Source organism: Marinobacter lutaoensis (assembly GCF_001981305.1).
GTDB classification, from domain to species: Bacteria; Pseudomonadota; Gammaproteobacteria; order Pseudomonadales; family Oleiphilaceae; genus Marinobacter; species Marinobacter lutaoensis.
In genome coordinates this window covers 539,579-558,070 of sequence record NZ_MSCW01000001.1, presented here as the reverse complement: position 1 = coordinate 558,070, position 18,492 = coordinate 539,579, and the positions used below count along the sequence as shown (strand labels likewise).

Here is an 18,492-nt window from a genome sequence, read left to right as displayed (position 1 = left end):
GCTTGGTCTCCCTGATCAGTTACAAGCCGCGCTACTTTAGCATAGCTGCGGGGCCTGGCCACACCCGTTACATCACGGTTGGCCGCATTGTGACCGGGCCAGTCCCGGAGCCGAGATCCAGAACGGAGCACGGCTGCGGGCCTCAACGATATCCAGCCCCTCCGCGGCCACGGAAAAGGTGAGGCTGCCGGAACAGGCGGTGTTCAGCGCGGTCGCGCCCACCGCCCGGTAACGCGCCGTCACCGACGGATGGGGGTGGCCGAAACGGTGCCGGTAACCGGCACTGTAGACCACCAGATTCGGCGCCAGGTGCGTCACCCAGGCCGGAGAAGACGAGGTTTTGCTACCGTGATGGGGGGCAATCACGATGCGATAGGTCGGTGATTCCTGAAGGACATCATCCCGCAGAAACTCCTGCTCCGTCGTGACAGTCAGGTCTCCCGGCAACACCCACTCCACCCCGGACGCCCGGTGGCGCACTATCAGGACACAGGATGCGTCGTTACCCCGCTGGGCATGCCGGCTGTGCCAGAACAGCAGATCGAACCCACCGAGGGTTTCGCGTCGCCGACGACAGGGCAATACCGGTTGTGGAGCCTCCGGCAACCGCTCCCGGATACGCTCGGGCTCGCCCGTTTCGATGCGCCCGACCGGCATCCGGGCCAGCAGCCCCGCCACGTCCCCGGCATGGTCCTGGTCGGCATGGCTGAGCACCAAGTGATCGATACGCCGGATGCCCCGACTCCGAAGCACCGGGACCAGCGTGGAAGTCACACTGGAAAACACGCCATCCACGGCCGGACCGGTGTCGTACACCAAAACGTGGCCGCCGGCCTGAATCACCACGGAAAGACCCTGCCCCACATCGAGAACCGTGACCGACTCCGTCGCCGTTGACGCTGGCGACGGCACCGGCGACCACCACCAGACCAGCAGCGACAACAGAACGGCCACCGGCAGCCCCGGCAACGGCAGTCTCAGGGCCAGAAGCAGCACAGCGGCAACCAGGCCCAGTGTCCCTGCGCCGGCATACGCCGGTTCCGGCCAGGGCCAGGACGCAACCCACGCCAACAGCTGCCAAAGGCCTCCCAGAAGCACATCCAGGCCCGGCACCACCGGCTCCGCCAGCCCTGGTGCCAGCGCCATTGCGACCGCCGCCAGCGCCAGTGCCGGCATGACCAGAACGGACACCCAAGGAATGGCAAACAGGTTGGCCACCAACCCCGCCAGGGGCTGACCCTGTTCAAGAGACGCAAGTATCGGCCACAGGCCCGCGAAAACGGCGACCTGAGTCAGTATCAGCCCCGGGAGCCAGCCAACCGGCCCCAGGCGGCCCACGAGCACCCACAACAGAACAGCCACCGCGGCAAACGACAGCCAGAATCCCGGATCCAGAGGCGCGAACGGGTCGGCCATCAGGACCAAGCCCAGCGCAGTGAAGAAGCTCTGCCAGGGGCGCGGTTCCCGGGCACACAACAGCGTCCAGGACGCGATCGTCACCATCACCAGTGCCCGCCGGGTGGGCACGGTGAACCCCGCCACCAGGGCGTAACACAGACAGCCGGCGACCACCAGGAAAAATACCAGTCGACGCAGCGTACGCTCGGACAGCCAGGAGACCGGCAGCATCAGCAGCAGACGCCGGCTAAGCCAGGCCACCGCCAGGGCCACCAGGCCGAGATGCAGCCCGGAAATGGCCACCAGGTGCACCGTCCCCGTAGCCTTGAGCAGGGCCCAATGTTCCTCATTCATGGCCTGCCGGTTACCGATCATCAGCGAGGCGATCAACGGGTACTGATCGAGCGCCCCGAACCTGGCCTCCACCCAGTCCGCCAACGCTTGCCGGGCTAGCGCATACCGGCAGTGCCCATGACAGGGCACCGCGGGATCGAAGGCCGCCGAACGCACGCTGCCGGTCGCCCGGTATCCGTGCCGGAACAGCCAGTCCTCGTAGCGGAAACCAGCAGCATTGAGCGCTCCGTGGGGGCGTTTGAGCACAACGTCCAGTTGCAGCCGGTGCCGCCGCAGGGTCTCGGCGCTGCCCCGATACCACGACAACCGAAGGGTGTCCGGTGGGTGGATCCCCTGAGTCTGGCCAGGCCACTCGGTGACACAGAAACGGAAGCGAAGGCTCTGGAAACGGCCCGGCGTGGGCAGATCACACACATAGCCGCGCACGATCACTGGCTGCCCTTCCAACGAGGGCGGCAGGCGCTGAGCCAGTCGCGTCTCGGCATGCCAGGCGGCCCAGGCCATCCCGGCCAGACTCGCGGCCAGCAGAGCGGCCAACACCCGTGCCCGCCTCCGGCTCGCGATCAGGAAAACCACGATGGCGGCGCCGGCAAGCCAAGTCCATGCTGGCAACACCGGCAACCGATACAGTAAGATAACGCCGCACGAAAAGGCCGCCCAGGCGGCCCCGATTGCAGTTCCGGACACTCCTTGTCCTCCCGGGTTTCAATTCGGTCCGCGTCGTCCCTGGTACGCGGAACGGTCACACGACAGAAGGCACCGCTGCCTATGCCGAAACAGTTCATGAAACGCTATCTGCCTACACCGGAAAAGGTGCAGTCCATACAGTCACTGCGCTTTCTCGGCGATATTCTTCATGAACCCAATCTGTGGCACATCAACCGCCACGGCGTGGCACGCGCCTTCCTGGTCGGCATCTGGTTCGCGTTCATTCCCATGCCCTTTCAGATGGTCGCGGCCGCGTTTTTCGCCATCTGGTTCAATGCCAACCTGCCGCTTTCGGTGGCGCTGGTCTGGATCAGCAATCCCATCACCATGCCGCCTCTTTTCTATTTCAACTATAAGGTCGGGGCCTGGGTACTGCACCGGCCGGTTCTGGATTTCGAATTCCACTGGTCCTGGGCCTGGATCGCCGAGCGCATTCTGGAAATCGGTGTACCGCTGTACCTGGGGTCGCTGATCTGTGCCACGGCATTCGCCTGCACCTCCTACCTGGTCATCCAGTACCTTTGGCGACGCCGGATCCGGGCCAGCTGGCGACTCCGGCAGCAACAGCGGGCCCGAGCGACGGATCAGGCCTCCTGAACCAGACGTCCCTGCTCCAGACGCAGCACCCGCCCCAGGCTGCGGGCCATCCGCATGTCGTGGGTGACCATCACGAACGCAATACCGGACCGGTCCCGAAGGGATTCGATCAGCTGGCGCACCCCTTCTCCGGTCTGCTCATCCAGGTTACCGGTCGGCTCGTCCATCAGCACACACTGGGGGGCGTTGACCAGGGCCCGGGCAATGGCGACCCGCTGGCGCTCGCCGCCCGACAGTTCGCCCGGTTTGTGGGACAGGCGCGCGCCCAACCCGACTTGATCCAGCAACGTCCGCGCCCGGTCCCGGGCCTCGGCAACCGAAACGCCCCCCAGGGCGCAGGGCATCATCACGTTTTCCAGGGCCGTGAATTCCGGCAGCAGATGATGAAACTGGTAGACAAACCCCAGGTGACGGTTGCGAAAGCGTGCCCGGGCCGACTCGGACATTCGGTGGATATCCTCGCCACAAATGCACACCTGACCGGAGGATGGCTTGTCCAGCCCCCCCAGTAGATTGAGCAAGGTGGTCTTGCCGGCGCCACTGCTGCCCACGATGGCCACGGTTTCCCCGGCCGCCACCCGCAGGGAAATGTCGGAAAAGATGGTGAGCCGTTCCGGCCCTTCCTGATAGGTTCGGGTAACCGAGCGGCACTCGATGACTGCGGCATCGGCGTGCCCAGCTGCCTGCTTCTCACTCATACCTCAAGGCCTCCGCCGGATCGATACGGGACGCGCGCCACGCAGGGTAGATGGTGGCCAGCAGACTCATGGCCAGGCCGGCGCCACTGATGATGGCCACATCCTGCCACTGCAACTGGGACGGCAGATAACTGATGAAGTACACATCCGCGCTCAGGAACTTGTGCCCGATCACCCCTTCCAGCCACGAAATAAAGGCGCTGATGTTCAGGGCACCGAGTACACCCAGGCTGGTGCCGACCAAAGTACCGAAGACTCCGATCACCGCCCCCTGGACAATGAAGATCCGCATGATCCGGCCCGGTGTAGCCCCCATGGTGCGCAGAATGGCGATATCCGCCGTCTTGTCGGTCACCACCATCACCAGCGTCGACACGATGTTGAAAGCAGCAACCGCCACGATGAACATCAGCAGCAGGCCGATCATGGTTTTCTCCATGCGGATCGCCTGGAACAGGTTGCCGTGGGTACGAGTCCAGTCCGAGACATAGTACCGGCCCGCCAGTGTCCGCGCGGCATCCCGCGCCACCTTCGGCGCCGCGAACAGGTTGTCGACCAGCAGCCTAACGCCCTGAGCCTTGCCACCGGTGCGCACCAGCTTGGCGGCATCGTCCATGTGAATCAGGGTGTAGTTGCCATCCAGCTCGGCGCCGACACTGAAGATACCCTTGACCGTGAAGCGCTTGAGTCTGGGCAACACCCCAGCCGGCGTGACCGAGGCTTCCGGCAGCACGACGGTCACACGGTCGCCCACCTGCAAGCGCAGACTGGCGGCCAGCAAGCGGCCGACAATGATGCCGAACTCGCCCGGCTTCAGGTCGTCAAGCGACCCTTCCACCATATGATCCTCGATGATCGACACGGTCCGCTCCTGATCCGGCAGAACGCCGTTGATGAGCACGCCCCGAACCTCGCCGCCGCCGGTCACCATGCCCTGCCCCTGGATAAACGGAGCCGCTGCCAGGACGTGGGGATGGGTCAGCACCGCCTGCTTGACCGCCCGCCAGTCGTCGATGCCGTTCACCCCTTCGATGACCGCGTGCGGCACCATACCCAGGATGCGTTGCTTGAGTTCCCGGTCAAACCCGTTCATCACCGACAGGACAATGATCAGTACCGCCACGCCCAGCATCAGGCCGATCATGGACGTCAGGGAAATGAAGGAAATGAAGTGGTTGCGACGCTTGGCCGCGGTGTATCGCAGGCCGATACAAATCGAAAGAGGTTTAAACATGAAAAGGCGCCCGTTGCTACCTTTGATTCTTCGGTGGACTCTTTTCCCGTTTCGGTGCCAGCCGTCCCGGGAAACTGCTAAACTTTTCTTTATCAACGACTATTCTGGTGCCCGAATCATGCACGCACGCCCCACCCCCGACGACACGGCCGACGCCGGCCCGGAGCGCCGGGAATACTTCCGCATCGAGGACCGGGTCGGCCTGGAAGTCCGCAGACTGGCAGCCGATGCACCTCTGGATGGCGATGTCTTCGACGGTGACCATCTCGGGCAACTGAAAGCGGAGCTGGTGCGGCTGGATCACGAGGTCAAAAGCCAGCTGGCCAGTCTCGCCGAGCGGGACCGGGCCCTGACGGCCCTGATCAAATCCCTCAATGGCAAGCTCGACATACTGGCGCGCATTATGGCCTTTGAGCAAAATCCGTTGCAACCGGATGCCTGGCAGGAGGTGACCCTCAGCGAAGGCGGTCTGTCGTTTTCCAGCCCGGAGGGAGACTGGCGTCCCGGCGACCGGCTGGCCCTACGGATGACCCTGCCTCCGGAACTTTTTCGCCCCGTCGCGGTGGCCGAGGTCCTCGGCAGCCAGCCGGAAGCCTCCGGTACCACGCGGGTTCACACGGAATTCATCCGGCTGAACGACAGCGACCGGCAACAAATCGCCCGTCATGTGATGCGTTGGCAAATCCGACAACGGCAAAAGGAATAAACTGAGAAAAAGGTGCTGTCTTTGCTAACCTTTTTCGGATATTACGATTTATCCATGGAGATCCATCAATGACGAAAAACAAAACCCTGCTCGGCGCCCTGACCCTGTTTGCTGCCCTGTCACTCACTCCGCATACCCCCCTGCACGCGGACGAACTGGCGGTGCCCGTTGGCAGCCAGGCGGACCGAAGCCAGGCCGACTATCCCAGGGCCGGCATGAGCACCGCCTCGGTCCGGGCCCGGTGGGGCGAGCCCCAAAGCGTGCGCGGCCCGGTGGGCGAGCCGCCGATCAGCCAGTGGCGCTATCCGGGCTTCACCGTCTATTTTGAGCGGGATCGGGTGATTCACACGGTACTCGACCGTTCACACTGAGCCCTCGCCACCCCGCCCGGCACAATTCGCGTTTCGCATCCTGACGTAACGCCAGTCGTTGGTTAGAATGGCAGCTTTTGCGAGTAAGGTACTTCCTCCGTGACTTCGAAACGCGTATTGCCCGCCGAATGGGCGCCCCAAAGTGCAGTCATGCTTACCTGGCCCCACCCGGGCACCGACTGGGCCGACCGGCTTCCGGAGGTGGAAACCGTGTTCGAAGCCATTGCCCGGGCGGTGCTTCGGTTTGAACACCTGGTGATCAGCTGCGAACACGTCAGCCGCCTCCAGCAGCTTCACCGAGACCTCAACCGCTATGCCGAGGAGCGCGGGCTGCCGGGGCGGGTGGTCACGGTCCCCGCTCCGGCCAACGATACCTGGGCGCGGGACCATGGCCCGATTACGGTATTGACCGACCGCGGCGCCGAGCTGCTGGATTTCCGGTTTAACGCCTGGGGCGGCAAGTTCCATTGGGAAAAGGACGATGCCCTGAACCGTCACCTGGCCAATGCCGGGGTGTTCGGAGCCCACCCCCTCATTTCTCTGGACTTTGTCCTGGAGGGGGGCTCCATCGAGTCCGATGGCCAGGGCACCGTGCTGACCACCAGCGAATGCCTGTTGACGCCCACCCGCAACCCCAGCCTGGACCGGACCGCCATTGAGCAGCAGCTCGCCGATAACCTGGGCGCCGACCGTGTGCTGTGGCTCAACCACGGCTATCTCGCCGGGGACGACACCGACAGCCACATCGATACCCTGGCCCGCTTCTGCGCTCCGGACCACATTTGCTACGTCGCCTGCCCGGACACCAGCGACGAGCACTACCGCGCCCTCGCGGCGATGGAGGAGGAACTCCGGGAGTTCCGGCAACGCAACGGCGAGCCCTACCGGCTGACCGCCCTGCCCTGGCCGGACCCGGTGTTTGGCGACGACGGCGAACGCCTACCGGCGACCTACGCGAATTTCCTGATCATCAATGGGGCGGTGTTGCTGCCAATCTATGGTGTGCCCCAGGACCGGGAAGCCATCGCCGTCCTGCAAGACCTTTTCCCGAACCGGGAAATCATTCCCATTGACTGCCGCCCGCTGGTGTACCAACACGGCAGTCTGCACTGCGTCACCATGCAACTGCCCGCAGGAGTTGTGAAACCATGACCCGCACCACCCAATCACAGGAGCTGCGCGTCGCCGCGATTCAGCAGACGTGCAGCAACGACAAGCACATCAGCCTGGCGACATCCGAAGCCCTGATCAGGGAGGCGGCCGCCCAGGGAGCCGAGCTGGTGGTTCTACAGGAGCTGCATGCCACCCTGTACTTCTGCCAGACCGAGGACACCTCGGTGTTCGAACTCGCCGAACCCATCCCCGGCCCCACCACGCAGCGGCTGTCGGCGCTGGCCCGGGAGCTTGAGATCGTACTGGTGGGTTCGGTGTTCGAACGCCGGATGAACGGCGTCTACCACAACACCGCCGTGGTGTTCGAACAGGACGGCGAGATCGCCGGCCTCTACCGCAAGATGCACATCCCCGACGACCCGGGTTTCTACGAGAAATTCTACTTTACCCCCGGCGACGCCCAGTTCAACGACGGCCGAAGCGGCTTCACGCCGATCCGCACCTCCGTGGGCAACCTTGGCGTGCTGGTGTGCTGGGATCAGTGGTACCCGGAGGCGGCCCGACTGATGGCGTTGGCGGGCGCCGACCTGTTGATCTACCCCACCGCGATCGGCTGGGACATGAACGATAGCCCGGACGAACGGGCCCGGCAGCTGGAGGCTTGGGTCACCGTACAACGGGGCCATGCCGTCGCCAACAATCTGCCGGTCATCGCACCGAACCGGGTCGGCACCGAGCCCGACCCCTCCGGCCACAGCGATGGCATCCGCTTCTGGGGCAACAGCTTCATCTGCGGTCCGCAGGGCGAGTTCCTGGCGCGGGCGAACGACCAGGACGAAACCGTCCTCGCCGTCACCCTCGACCGCGGCCGCACCGAGTCCGTGCGCCGCATCTGGCCCTACCTCCGGGACCGCCGGATCGACGCCTACGGCGATCTGGTCAAGCGGGTGAGAGACTGATCCGGGCATGAAAACGCTGGTCGACGATGCGATCACCGCGCTCAACGGCATCCTGCTGGGCAAGGAGCGACAGATTCGCCTTGCCCTGTGCTGCCTGCTGGCCCGTGGCCACCTCCTGATCGAGGACATTCCGGGCATGGGCAAGACCACCCTGTCCCATGCCCTGGCCAGGATTCTCGGGCTCAGTTATCAGCGCATCCAGTTCACCAGCGATCTGCTGCCGTCGGACGTTCTGGGCTATTCCATGTATGACAAGCAGGCCGGCGCACTGGTCTTCCACCCCGGCCCCATCTTCGCCCAGGTGGTCCTGGCCGACGAGATCAACCGGGCCTCACCGCGCACCCAGAGCGCCCTGCTGGAGGCCATGGAGGAAAAGCAGGTGTCGATCGAAGGCGCGACCCGCCCCCTGCCTGCGCCCTTCTTCGTTATCGCCACCCAGAACCCGGCGGAACAGGGCGGCACCTTCCCGCTGCCAGAATCCCAGCTCGACCGGTTTCTCATGCGCATCCGCCTGGGCTATCCGGACCCGAAGGCCGAGCGCGCCTTACTGGAAGGCGAGGACCGCCGGAGACTGACCGAACAGCTGCAGCCCCAGTTCACTCCGGATGCCCTGGACACCTTGCTCAACGGCGTGCACCGGGTCACCGCCAGCCCGGCCCTGCTCGATTACGTCCAGCGCCTGCTGGAGCAGAGTCGGCGTCTGCCGGGACTGCTTTATGGCCTGTCGCCCCGCGCCGGCCTGGGGCTGCTGCGCGCCGCCAAGGCCTGGGCCCTGATGGAAGGCCGGCACCATGTCCTGCCGGACGATCTCCAAGCGGTGTTTCCCGCCGTGGCGGAACACCGGCTGGAACAGGGGGAACCGGGCAAGAGCAAAGAACGGGTGCAGGAACTGCTGACCGACGTGCCGGTACTTGAATAGTTCCGGGCCCGGCCGCATAGCTAGGTTTAATCAGTGGAATTGCCCGAATCGAATGGCATCACCCCGGTTTCATGATAGCCTTTTGCCATTTATCCGAATCCGAACCGACGGCCCCCAAGGCCTGACAGCAAACATCTTTGAGAGACAGCGATGAGCAACAGCACACACTCCCGCCTGATCATTCTTGGCTCCGGCCCGGCCGGTTATACCGCCGCCGTCTACGCGGCGCGGGCCAACCTCAACCCGACCCTGATCACCGGCCTGGAAGTCGGCGGCCAGCTCACCACCACCACCGACGTGGACAACTGGCCCGGAGATCACGATGGCGTGCAGGGTCCGGAGCTCATGCAACGCATGCAAAAACATGCGGAACGCTTTGAAACAACGATTGTTTACGACACCATCAACGAAGCCGATCTGCGCCACCGTCCGTTCCGTCTCAAGGGCGACAATGGCGAGTACACCTGCGACGCGCTGATCATCGCCACCGGCGCCTCCGCCATGTACCTGGGCCTGGAATCCGAGGAGCGCTTCAAGGGTCAGGGCGTTTCCGCCTGCGCCACCTGCGATGGTTTCTTCTACCGCAACAAGAAGGTCGCGGTGATCGGTGGCGGCAACACCGCCGTGGAAGAAGCCCTCTACCTTGCCAACATCGCCGAAGAGGTCACCCTGGTGCACCGCCGTGACAGTCTCCGCGCGGAAAAAATTCTGCAGGACAAGCTGTTCGAGAAGGCCGAGCACGGCAACGTCAACATCATCTGGAACCATACCCTGGACGAGGTGCTCGGCGACAACACGGGCGTGACCGGCATGCGCATCCGCAGCACCGAGGACGGCTCCACCCGGGATCTTGAGCTGGCGGGCGTGTTCATTGCCATCGGCCACAAGCCCAACACCCAGTTGTTCGAGGGCCAGCTGGCGATGGACAACGGCTACATCCGCATTCGCTCCGGCCTCGACGGCATGGCCACCCAGACCAGCATTCCGGGGGTGTTCGCCGCTGGCGACGTGGCCGATCACGTGTATCGCCAGGCGATCACCTCCGCGGGCTTTGGCTGCATGGCCGCTCTGGACGCGGAAAAGTACCTGGATCAACTGGGCTGATCCTCGCAGGAGCCGGATGACCTCGCTTCCCTGGCTTGACCCGGACCAGCTCTGGTTCCCCCCCGCCGAGAGCGCTCTGGAAGATCCGGACGGACTTCTGGCCCTCGGCGGTGACCTGTCGGTCAAGCGGCTGATCCTCGCCTACCGGAATGGCATCTTCCCCTGGTACAGTGACGACCAGCCCATCCTCTGGTGGTCCCCCAACCCCCGGTGCGTGCTGTTTCCGGAGGAAATCCATGTGTCCAGAAGTCTGCGACGGACCCTGAACCGGCGCTACTTCCACGTTACCGCGGACCAGGCGTTCGGCAGGATCATTCGCCTGTGCGCATCGACCCGGGCAGAGGGCACCTGGATCACCGAGGATATGATCACCGCTTACACCGAGCTGCACCGGATGGGCATCGCCCATTCCATCGAAATCTGGAACCGGAGCAACGAACTGGCCGGCGGCATGTACGGCCTGGCGATGGGACGCTGCTTCTTTGGTGAGTCCATGTTCTCGCTGGAAACCAACGCCTCCAAGGTCCTGATGGTACATCTTGCCAACCAGCTCCGGATCTGGGGCTACCGGTTGATGGACTGTCAGGTGGAAAGCCGGCATCTGCTGACCATGGGCGCCCGGAGTATTCCCCGCGCCGAGTTTTTATCTATACTCAGGGCAAGTATCGATCGGAAGCCCGACCAGCATGACTGGCGGTTTACCTGGCAATGGAGCGGTCCGGAGGTGTGAATGAGCAACCTCAGAACCCTGGTGTTTTTCGCAACCCCGCCCCACGCCTGCAGCTATCTGCCGGACCGCGAAGCCACCACGATGTTTGTCGACCCGAGGGCGAGGATCGACAAGAGGCTATACAGCCAGCTTACCGCGCTGGGATTTCGCCGCAGTGGCTCCCACTATTATCGGCCCCACTGCGAACGCTGCCATGCCTGCATACCCGTTCGCCTGCAGGTTCAGCAGTTCCGGCCAGACCGGGGCCTGCGCCGGGTATTCAAGCGAAACCAGGACCTGACCTGCGAGCTGGTGCCGACGCGGTTCAGCGAGGAATACTACGCGCTCTACGCCCGCTATATCGAACAACGGCACAGCGACGGCGACATGTACCCACCGTCCCGGGAACAGTTCATCTCGTTCCTGGTCGACGGCGCCACCGACTCCTGGTTTCTGGAAATGCGCCTGAACGGCACCTTGGTGGGGCTGGCAGCCATTGACGCCCTGGACGACGGCCTGTCGGCGATCTACACCACGTTCGAACCGGAGCTCGAAGAGCGCAGCCTGGGCACCTACGCGATTCTCTGGCAGGTGGAAGAAGCCCGGCGCCGGGACCTGCCCCATGTCTATCTTGGCTACTGGATCAAACAGTGCCGGAAGATGAACTACAAAACCCGCTTCCACCCCCTGGAAGCCCTCCGTGACGGCCAATGGCGGGTCATGGAGCCGAACTGATCTTTGCCATATGGCGACAAATCAGGCAAAATTGCGCAATTTTTAAAATCACCCGAAGCGTTTCACAGCGAGGTCTCTACTGAATGGCGAAATCAGATGTCATTGAAATGGAAGGCGTGGTCATCGATACCCTTCCCAACACCATGTTCCGCGTTGAGCTGAGCAACGGCCATGTGGTCACCGCACACATCTCCGGCAAAATGCGCAAGAACTACATCCGCATCCTGACCGGCGACAAGGTCAAGGTTGAGCTGACGCCTTACGACCTGAGCAAGGGCCGTATCGTTTATCGGGCCCGTTGATCGGCGCATGACATCTGAACGGAAAAACCCCGCCTGAGCGGGGTTTTTTGTTGGTCGTGAACCGGGACGCGGTTCAAACCGCCTCTGCTGGCTCGTCCTCGTACTCGAACTCCAGTTCGTCGTTCTTCAGGCGGACATAGACGTCCCCGCCCCGCTCCGACAGCCGGCCGAACAGAATCTGCTCCGCCAGCGGCCGTTTGATCTTGTCCTGGATCAGGCGGGCCATCGGGCGTGCTCCCATGGTGACGTCGTACCCTTTCTCCGCCAACCAGGCCTTGGCGTCCTCGTCGACGTGCAGCACCACGTGCTTCTCGTCGAGCTGAGCCTGGAGCTCGGTCAGGAACTTGTCCACCACGTGAGTGATGGTCTCCTTCTGCAGGTCAGCAAACTGGATGATTGCATCCAGACGGTTCCGGAACTCCGGCGTGAAGGTCTTGGTGATCACCTCCATGCCGTCCGTGCTGTGATCCTGCTCACTGAAGCCAATGGATCGACGGGACATGGTTTCCGCGCCGGCGTTGGTCGTCATCACCAGAATCACATGCCGGAAATCCGCCTTGCGGCCATTGTTATCGGTCAGGGTCCCATGGTCCATGACCTGCAGCAGCAGGTTAAACACTTCGGGGTGCGCCTTCTCGATCTCATCCAGCAGCAGCACGCAGTGCGGGTGTTTGTTGATGGCCTCGGTCAGCAGGCCCCCCTGGTCGTAGCCGACGTATCCGGGGGGCGCCCCAATCAATCGGGACACCGTGTGCCGCTCCATGTACTCGGACATGTCAAAGCGCACCAGCTCAATCCCCAGGATTTTGGCCAGCTGCCGGGTAACCTCGGTTTTGCCCACGCCGGTGGGACCGGCAAACAGGAAGGCCCCTTCAGGTTTCTCCGGCGCCTTCAAACCGGCACGGGCCAGCTTGATGGCGTTCGCCAGCGACTCGATGGCCGGATCCTGCCCGAACACCACCATTTTCAGGTCCCGCTCCAGGTTGCGCAGCAGATCCTTGTCACTGGTGGAGACATTCTTCGGCGGAATGCGGGCGATGTTGGCGACCACATCCTCGATTTCCGACACATCGATGGTTTTCTTGCGTTTGTCCGCCGGTAGCATGCGCTGGCGGGCACCCGCTTCGTCGATGACGTCGATGGCCTTGTCCGGCAAATGCCGGTCGGTGATGTAACGGTCGGCCAGTTCCGCCGCCACCCGCAAAGCCTTGTCGGTGTATTTCAGGTCGTGGTGCTTTTCGAAACTGGGCTTCAGGCCCTTCAGGATCTGGTAGGTATCCTCCACGCTCGGCTCGTTTACATCGATTTTCTGGAACCGCCGGGCCAGTGCGCTGTCCTTCTCGAAAATCCCGCGGAACTCCTGGAAGGTCGTGGATCCGATGCACCGGATTTCACCGGAACTCAGCATCGGCTTGAGCAGGTTGGAGGCATCCATGACCCCGCCGGAGGCCGATCCGGCACCAATGATGGTGTGAATCTCGTCGATGAACAAAATCGCGTGTTTTTGCTTCTTCAGTTCGTTGAGCAGCCCCTTCAGGCGCTTCTCGAAGTCGCCCCGGTACTTGGTACCGGCCAGCAGCGCGCCCATGTCCAGAGAATAAACCACGGCATCGGAGATGATGTCCGGCACCTGACCGTCGACGATGCGTTTGGCCAAGCCCTCGGCAATCGCCGTCTTGCCCACGCCGGCCTCACCCACCAGCAGGGGGTTGTTCTTACGGCGACGGGCAAGGATCTGAACCACCCGTTCCACTTCATGCTCACGGCCGATCAGCGGGTCGATCCGCCCCTGCCGGGCCTGTTCGTTCAGGTTGGTGGCATAGCTTTCCAGGGGCCGGGACTGAACACCGTCTTCACCGGCGTCATCGTGTGCGGCCTGGTCGTGCCCTTCCTGGTCCTCACTGCCCTGGACCCGGGAAATGCCGTGGGAAACGTAATTCACCACGTCGATCCGGGCGATGTTCTGTTTCTTGAGAACGTAGACCGCCTGGCTTTCCTGTTCGCTGAAGATGGCGACCAGCACGTTGGCCCCGGTCACCTCCTTCTTGCCGGACGACTGCACGTGGAACACCGCCCGCTGCAGCACCCGCTGAAAACCCAGGGTCGGCTGGGTCTCGCGCTCGTTGTCGTTGCTCGGGATCAGGGGCGTGGTGGAATCCACGAACTCCACCAGCTCCTCTTCCAGGCGTTCCAGGTCCGCGCCACAGGCTTTCAGGACGCCCACCGCCGATTCGTTGTCGAGAAGGGCCAGCAGCAGATGCTCGACGGTCATGAACTCATGACGCTTGTCGCGGGCATTTTTGAAGGCCGTATTCAACGTAATTTCAAGGTCTTTGCTCAGCATGGGCCCTCCCAACGTCTGTCAGTCCGCACGTTCAATCTCACAAAGGAGCGGATGCTCGCATTCCGAAGAATACTGATTCACCTGGGCCGCCTTTGTTTCCGCGATGTCGCGGGTGTATACCCCGCACACGGCTTTTCCCTGCGTATGGACGAGCAGCATCACCTGCGTCGCCTTCTCCTCATTCATCCCGAAGAATTTCATCAGCACATCCACCACGAAATCCATCGGTGTGTAGTCATCGTTCAGGAGCACCACCCGATACCGGGCCGGGCGTTTCAGGGCGGGCTTCTCCGGCGCAACGCTCACGTCGTCGTGCCGGTCCGGTTGGTTGTCCTCCCCCTGATTCAATACTAGTAGAGAATGGTCGATAGTCCGCATGATTCTTTACCGGTTGCTCGGTGTCCTTCGATAAATGTGGTTGTCGGCGGGATGCATTTCAAGCAGCCAGCCCCTGCTCGCGCGAGAGACTCGCCGTTCATCGCATGATACCGCTTCCAAGCCCCGGTAAACCACACATTCCACCGCCAGAAAGTATTGACTCCGGCACCCAATTGGTCGACAGTTAGAGTGCATTGTTAAAAAATGTAAACATTTGCGATGCCAACGTAACAACGTCAAACCGGCGGAGTCTCCGGAAGTCCGGTACGAACAATAAGAATAGACAGCAAAGGAACAGGGGAGTTCATCATGCCCAGAGGCAAGGTCAAGTGGTTCAACAACGCCAAAGGTTACGGTTTCATCATTGAAGACGGCTGTAGCGATGATCTGTTTGCCCACTTCTCGTCGGTGCAAATGGAAGGGTACAAGACGCTGAAAGCTGGCCAGACCGTGACCTTCGACAAAAAACCCAGCGACAAGGGCGTACACGCCATCAACATCGTTCCGGAGGAAACCCCGTCCAAACGGTCTCGGGCCGACGCCGGGCAGGACGACACCAAGCCCTCCCAAGACGGCACCGACAACGACGGCGGCTATCCGCCCCGGGCAGTCAACGCCTGAATTCCGGCCCCACGTCCGCGGGCGGCAGGACGTTACACGCCCGGGCCTGGTGGCCGATGCATCCCCCGGGACGCCATGCGGGGTGTCCCCGCCCGGTCTGTTTGCCCGAACCCTCTCCACTCCGAGGCTTGCCAAGCGTTTCGATTGCGATACCCTGTGCTGCCTCCACTTTCGAAAACCAACGAGCCCGACGCCCAGGCATGGCCGAACTCATTCTCTTCAACAAACCGTTTCAAGTACTCAGCCAGTTCACCGACCCACGCCACACCCCGGAGGTTCCATCGCGCGCCACCCTGGCGGACTGGATCCCTCAGCGGGACGTCTACCCCGCCGGCCGACTGGATTACGACTCCGAGGGCCTGCTGCTGCTGACCAGCGACGGCCCCCTGCAGCACCGCATCGCATCACCCAGGCACAAGATGGCCAAGACGTACTGGGTCCAGGTTGAAGGCGAGCTCAGCGAGAAGGCCCTGACCCAGCTTGCCCGGGGCGTCGACCTGAAGGACGGCCGAACCCGCCCCGCCCGGGCACGCCGCATTGAGCCGCCGCCGGTCTGGCCCAGAACGCCACCGGTCCGGTACCGGGCGGCCATTCCCACCAGTTGGCTGGAACTGACCCTGACCGAGGGGCGCAACCGGCAGGTCCGGCGCATGACGGCCGCGGTCGGGTTCCCAACCCTGCGTCTCATCCGCTACCGTATAGGAGACTGGACCTTGGAGGGGCTGCGCCCCGGCGAGTACCGGACCGTTACCGTGCACTCCCCGGCAGCCACGACAGCGCCCGCCAAACCAGGGAAAGTCCCCGCCCATCGCCGCAGGAGGTTCCGCGCGCCATGACCTGGACACCCCATGCCACCGTCGCCGTGATCGTTGAGGACGAGGCCGGGCGCTTTCTCATGGTTGAGGAAGTCAGTGGCGGACGCGTCGTCTTTAACCAGCCCGCCGGCCACGTCGAGGAAAATGAAGCCATCCTGGATGCGGTGCGACGCGAAACCCTCGAGGAAACCGGCTGGCAGGTAGAACCCTGCCATTTCCTGGGCGTTTATACCTACAAGGCGCCGGCCAACGGCGTTACCTACTACCGTTTCTGCTATGCCGCCAAGGCGCTGCGACGGGTTTCCTCAACGCTGGACGACGGTATCGTCGCCGCTCACTGGATGGCCCTGGACGATATCCGCAGCCTGGGCGATCGCCTGCGCAGTCCAATGGTGCTGCGCTGCATAGAAGATTACCGAAACGGGCGCCGCTACCCCCTGGATGTGGTGGTGGATACCCAGGCGTAGGCGCATCGAGAGTGTTATCATTCGGTGTTTTGACAATCACAGGGCTGACATGAACCACACTCCCGACACTCCATCCCCGGAATCCACACGAGTCATCGTCGGCATGTCCGGCGGTGTCGACTCCTCGGTTGCGGCCTGGCTCCTGAAGCAGCAGGGATACCAGGTCGAGGGTCTGTTCATGAAGAACTGGGACGAGGACGACGGCACCGAGTACTGCACCGCCATGACCGATCTGGCCGATGCCCAGGCGGTGGCCGATGCTATCGGTATCCGCCTGCATACCGCCAGCTTCGCCGCGGAGTACTGGGACCGGGTCTTCGAGCACTTCCTGTCGGAATACCGGGCCGGGCGAACGCCCAACCCCGATATTCTCTGCAACAAGGAAGTCAAGTTTCGAGCCTTCCTGGACTATGCCATCACCCTGGGAGCGGACTACATCGCCACCGGCCATTACGCCCGCCAGCGCCCGCTGGCCGACGGTAGCGGTCGTGCCCAGCTGCTTAAGGGCCTGGATCCGAACAAGGACCAGAGCTATTTCCTGCACGCCGTCTCCGGTGATCGCATCGCCCGCACCCTGTTCCCGGTGGGTGAGCTGGAAAAGCCCGAGGTCCGGCGGATCGCCGCCGAACAGGGGTTCGTCACCCACGACAAGAAGGACTCCACCGGTATCTGCTTCATCGGTGAGCGCAAGTTCCGGGACTTCCTCAAGCAATACCTGCCGGCCCAGCCGGGTGACATCGAGACGCCGGACGGCCAGGTGATCGGGCGTCACCAGGGCCTGATGTACCACACCATCGGTCAGCGCCAGGGCCTGGGCATCGGTGGCTTGGCCGACTTCGGTGACGACCCCTGGTACGTTGCCGACAAAGACCTTGAACGCAACGTCCTGATCGCGGTTCAGGGCAAGGATCACCCCCTGCTGTTCGCCCGCGGGCTGGTGTCCGGCCCCATCGACTGGGTTGCCGGCGAAGCCCCGGCCGCCCGCTTCCGCTGCCGGGCCAAAACCCGTTACCGGCAACCCGACCAGGACTGTGAAGTGACCCTGATCGACGGCGGTGTCCAGGTGGTGTTCGATGAACCGCAACGGGCGGTGACACCCGGACAGTCCGTGGTGTTCTACGACGGCGAGGTCTGCCTGGGTGGCGGCGTCATTGAGCAGACCTGGCGTGACGGCGAGGTCCTGCCCGAGCGGCTGTCCGTCCGCACCGCCGGGGCCGCCCAGCCATGAGCCGGACCCTGTATGACCAGACTCTCGCCCTGGCGGGCGTGTTCCAGGCGGCCCGGCTGGTCCAGCAGACCGCACATGGCATTCCGGTGGACCCGCGTGCCCTGGAAACCAGCATCCGTTCGCTGTTCGTGACTGTCCCGGACACCACCCTTGACGTGTACGGCGGCGATCTGGCCAACCTTCACACCGGCTTGGAAACACTGGCCAGCGTCATGAGCGAACAAAGCCGGCAGCAGGACATCGATATCCTGCGCTATGCCTTGAACCTGGTGCACCTGGAGTCCAAGCTCCGCAGCCGGTCCGACCTGCTGGACGTCATTGGCAACCGCATCGAGCAGGCGCGCCACACCGCCAGCCATTTCGGCCACAGCCACCCCAACCTGCTCGCCAACCTGGCTTCCATCTACACCGATACCATCAGCACTTTCCGGCTCCGGATCCAGGTCACCGGCAATCCCGACATCCTGCAACGGGACGAGAACGCGGAGAAAATCCGTGCGCTGCTGCTGGCGGGCATCCGCTCCGCCGTGCTCTGGCGCCAGTGTGGTGGGCGGCGCTGGCAACTGGTGCTGGCGCGACGCAAGGTAATCCATACGGCCCGGGAACTGGCACGCAGGGCCCGCCACGGCCACCCCGGGCACCCCCACGATTGACGCTGATTCAGGTGCCCGCCTGGTGTATGATTGTCGCCCCGGTTTACCCTTGTTTCGATACTTGATGACTTGAGAGGTT

At 63.1% G+C, this 18,492-nt stretch carries 20 protein-coding genes; 15 read left to right on the top strand and 5 right to left on the bottom strand.

Going from position 1 to position 18,492, the window contains the following annotated elements; all coding sequences use genetic code 11:
• Positions 1 to 72: 72 nt before the first annotated feature.
• Positions 73 to 2,367, bottom strand: coding sequence for a DNA internalization-related competence protein ComEC/Rec2 (locus tag BTO32_RS02590; RefSeq protein ID WP_245820254.1), 2,295 nt, complete (start codon positions 2,365 to 2,367; stop codon positions 73 to 75).
• 168 nt (positions 2,368 to 2,535) lie between these two features.
• On the opposite strand from BTO32_RS02590, the gene BTO32_RS02585 reads away from it, so the two are divergent.
• The gene (locus tag BTO32_RS02585; RefSeq protein ID WP_425435211.1) at positions 2,536 to 3,057 is read left to right on the top strand and encodes a DUF2062 domain-containing protein; all 522 of its coding nucleotides are present in this window, start codon (positions 2,536 to 2,538) and stop codon (positions 3,055 to 3,057) included.
• Here the strand turns inward: BTO32_RS02585 and lolD are convergent.
• Entirely contained in the window at positions 3,045 to 3,755 is a 711-nt protein-coding gene (lolD, locus tag BTO32_RS02580; protein ID WP_076722856.1) for a lipoprotein-releasing ABC transporter ATP-binding protein LolD, read from the bottom strand. The genes BTO32_RS02585 and lolD overlap by 13 nt on opposite strands.
• Complete coding sequence (locus BTO32_RS02575) at positions 3,748 to 4,989, bottom strand: lipoprotein-releasing ABC transporter permease subunit (RefSeq protein WP_076722855.1); 1,242 nt, start codon at positions 4,987 to 4,989, stop codon at positions 3,748 to 3,750. The genes lolD and BTO32_RS02575 overlap by 8 nt, the downstream gene beginning before the upstream one ends.
• A 118-nt stretch (positions 4,990 to 5,107) precedes the next feature.
• Between BTO32_RS02575 and BTO32_RS02570 the strand changes: the two genes are divergently transcribed.
• From BTO32_RS02570 to infA, 9 genes are all read left to right on the top strand, one after another.
• Positions 5,108 to 5,695, top strand: coding sequence for a PilZ domain-containing protein (locus BTO32_RS02570; protein WP_076722854.1), 588 nt, complete (start codon positions 5,108 to 5,110; stop codon positions 5,693 to 5,695).
• Positions 5,696 to 5,763: 68 nt separating this feature from the next.
• Complete coding sequence (locus tag BTO32_RS02565) at positions 5,764 to 6,066, top strand: hypothetical protein (protein WP_076722853.1); 303 nt, start codon at positions 5,764 to 5,766, stop codon at positions 6,064 to 6,066.
• 99 nt (positions 6,067 to 6,165) lie between these two features.
• On the top strand, positions 6,166 to 7,218 hold the full coding sequence (locus BTO32_RS02560) for an agmatine deiminase family protein (protein WP_076722852.1): 1,053 nt from the start codon (positions 6,166 to 6,168) through the stop codon (positions 7,216 to 7,218).
• Positions 7,215 to 8,138 carry a carbon-nitrogen hydrolase gene (locus tag BTO32_RS02555; RefSeq protein WP_076722851.1) on the top strand — a complete coding sequence of 308 codons (924 nt, stop codon included), beginning with the start codon at positions 7,215 to 7,217 and terminating at the stop codon, positions 8,136 to 8,138. Before BTO32_RS02560 ends, BTO32_RS02555 begins: the two co-directional genes overlap by 4 nt.
• Before the next feature lie 7 nt (positions 8,139 to 8,145).
• Complete coding sequence (locus BTO32_RS02550; RefSeq protein WP_076722850.1) at positions 8,146 to 9,057, top strand: AAA family ATPase; 912 nt, start codon at positions 8,146 to 8,148, stop codon at positions 9,055 to 9,057.
• Between the two features lie 150 nt (positions 9,058 to 9,207).
• Complete coding sequence (trxB, locus tag BTO32_RS02545; RefSeq protein ID WP_076722849.1) at positions 9,208 to 10,161, top strand: thioredoxin-disulfide reductase; 954 nt, start codon at positions 9,208 to 9,210, stop codon at positions 10,159 to 10,161.
• Between the two features lie 16 nt (positions 10,162 to 10,177).
• Entirely contained in the window at positions 10,178 to 10,891 is a 714-nt protein-coding gene (gene aat / locus BTO32_RS02540; RefSeq protein ID WP_076722848.1) for a leucyl/phenylalanyl-tRNA--protein transferase, read from the top strand.
• Positions 10,892 to 11,605, top strand: a complete 714-nt coding sequence (locus tag BTO32_RS02535; RefSeq protein WP_076722847.1) for an arginyltransferase — start codon at positions 10,892 to 10,894, stop codon at positions 11,603 to 11,605.
• 83 nt (positions 11,606 to 11,688) lie between these two features.
• Positions 11,689 to 11,907: a translation initiation factor IF-1 gene (gene infA, locus BTO32_RS02530; RefSeq protein ID WP_076722846.1), complete on the top strand. Its 219-nt coding sequence runs from the start codon at positions 11,689 to 11,691 to the stop codon at positions 11,905 to 11,907.
• A 73-nt stretch (positions 11,908 to 11,980) separates the two neighbouring features.
• On the opposite strand, the gene clpA is transcribed toward infA, so the two are convergent.
• Positions 11,981 to 14,251: an ATP-dependent Clp protease ATP-binding subunit ClpA gene (gene clpA, locus BTO32_RS02525; RefSeq protein WP_076722845.1), complete on the bottom strand. Its 2,271-nt coding sequence runs from the start codon at positions 14,249 to 14,251 to the stop codon at positions 11,981 to 11,983.
• An 18-nt stretch (positions 14,252 to 14,269) separates the two neighbouring features.
• Positions 14,270 to 14,629: an ATP-dependent Clp protease adapter ClpS gene (clpS, locus tag BTO32_RS02520; protein WP_076722844.1), complete on the bottom strand. Its 360-nt coding sequence runs from the start codon at positions 14,627 to 14,629 to the stop codon at positions 14,270 to 14,272.
• 309 nt (positions 14,630 to 14,938) lie between these two features.
• Between clpS and BTO32_RS18185 the strand changes: the two genes are divergently transcribed.
• From BTO32_RS18185 to hflD, 5 genes are all read left to right on the top strand, one after another.
• Positions 14,939 to 15,250, top strand: a complete 312-nt coding sequence (locus BTO32_RS18185) for a cold shock domain-containing protein (protein ID WP_076722843.1) — start codon at positions 14,939 to 14,941, stop codon at positions 15,248 to 15,250.
• A gap of 200 nt (positions 15,251 to 15,450) precedes the next feature.
• Positions 15,451 to 16,086: a pseudouridine synthase gene (locus tag BTO32_RS02510; protein WP_076722842.1), complete on the top strand. Its 636-nt coding sequence runs from the start codon at positions 15,451 to 15,453 to the stop codon at positions 16,084 to 16,086.
• Positions 16,083 to 16,532 carry an NUDIX hydrolase gene (locus tag BTO32_RS02505; RefSeq protein WP_076722841.1) on the top strand — a complete coding sequence of 150 codons (450 nt, stop codon included), beginning with the start codon at positions 16,083 to 16,085 and terminating at the stop codon, positions 16,530 to 16,532. Before BTO32_RS02510 ends, BTO32_RS02505 begins: the two co-directional genes overlap by 4 nt.
• Before the next feature lie 49 nt (positions 16,533 to 16,581).
• The gene (mnmA, locus tag BTO32_RS02500; RefSeq protein WP_076722840.1) at positions 16,582 to 17,760 is read left to right on the top strand and encodes a tRNA 2-thiouridine(34) synthase MnmA; all 1,179 of its coding nucleotides are present in this window, start codon (positions 16,582 to 16,584) and stop codon (positions 17,758 to 17,760) included.
• Positions 17,757 to 18,413 carry a high frequency lysogenization protein HflD gene (gene hflD, locus BTO32_RS02495; protein ID WP_076722839.1) on the top strand — a complete coding sequence of 219 codons (657 nt, stop codon included), beginning with the start codon at positions 17,757 to 17,759 and terminating at the stop codon, positions 18,411 to 18,413. Before mnmA ends, hflD begins: the two co-directional genes overlap by 4 nt.
• Positions 18,414 to 18,492: the final 79 nt, after the last annotated feature.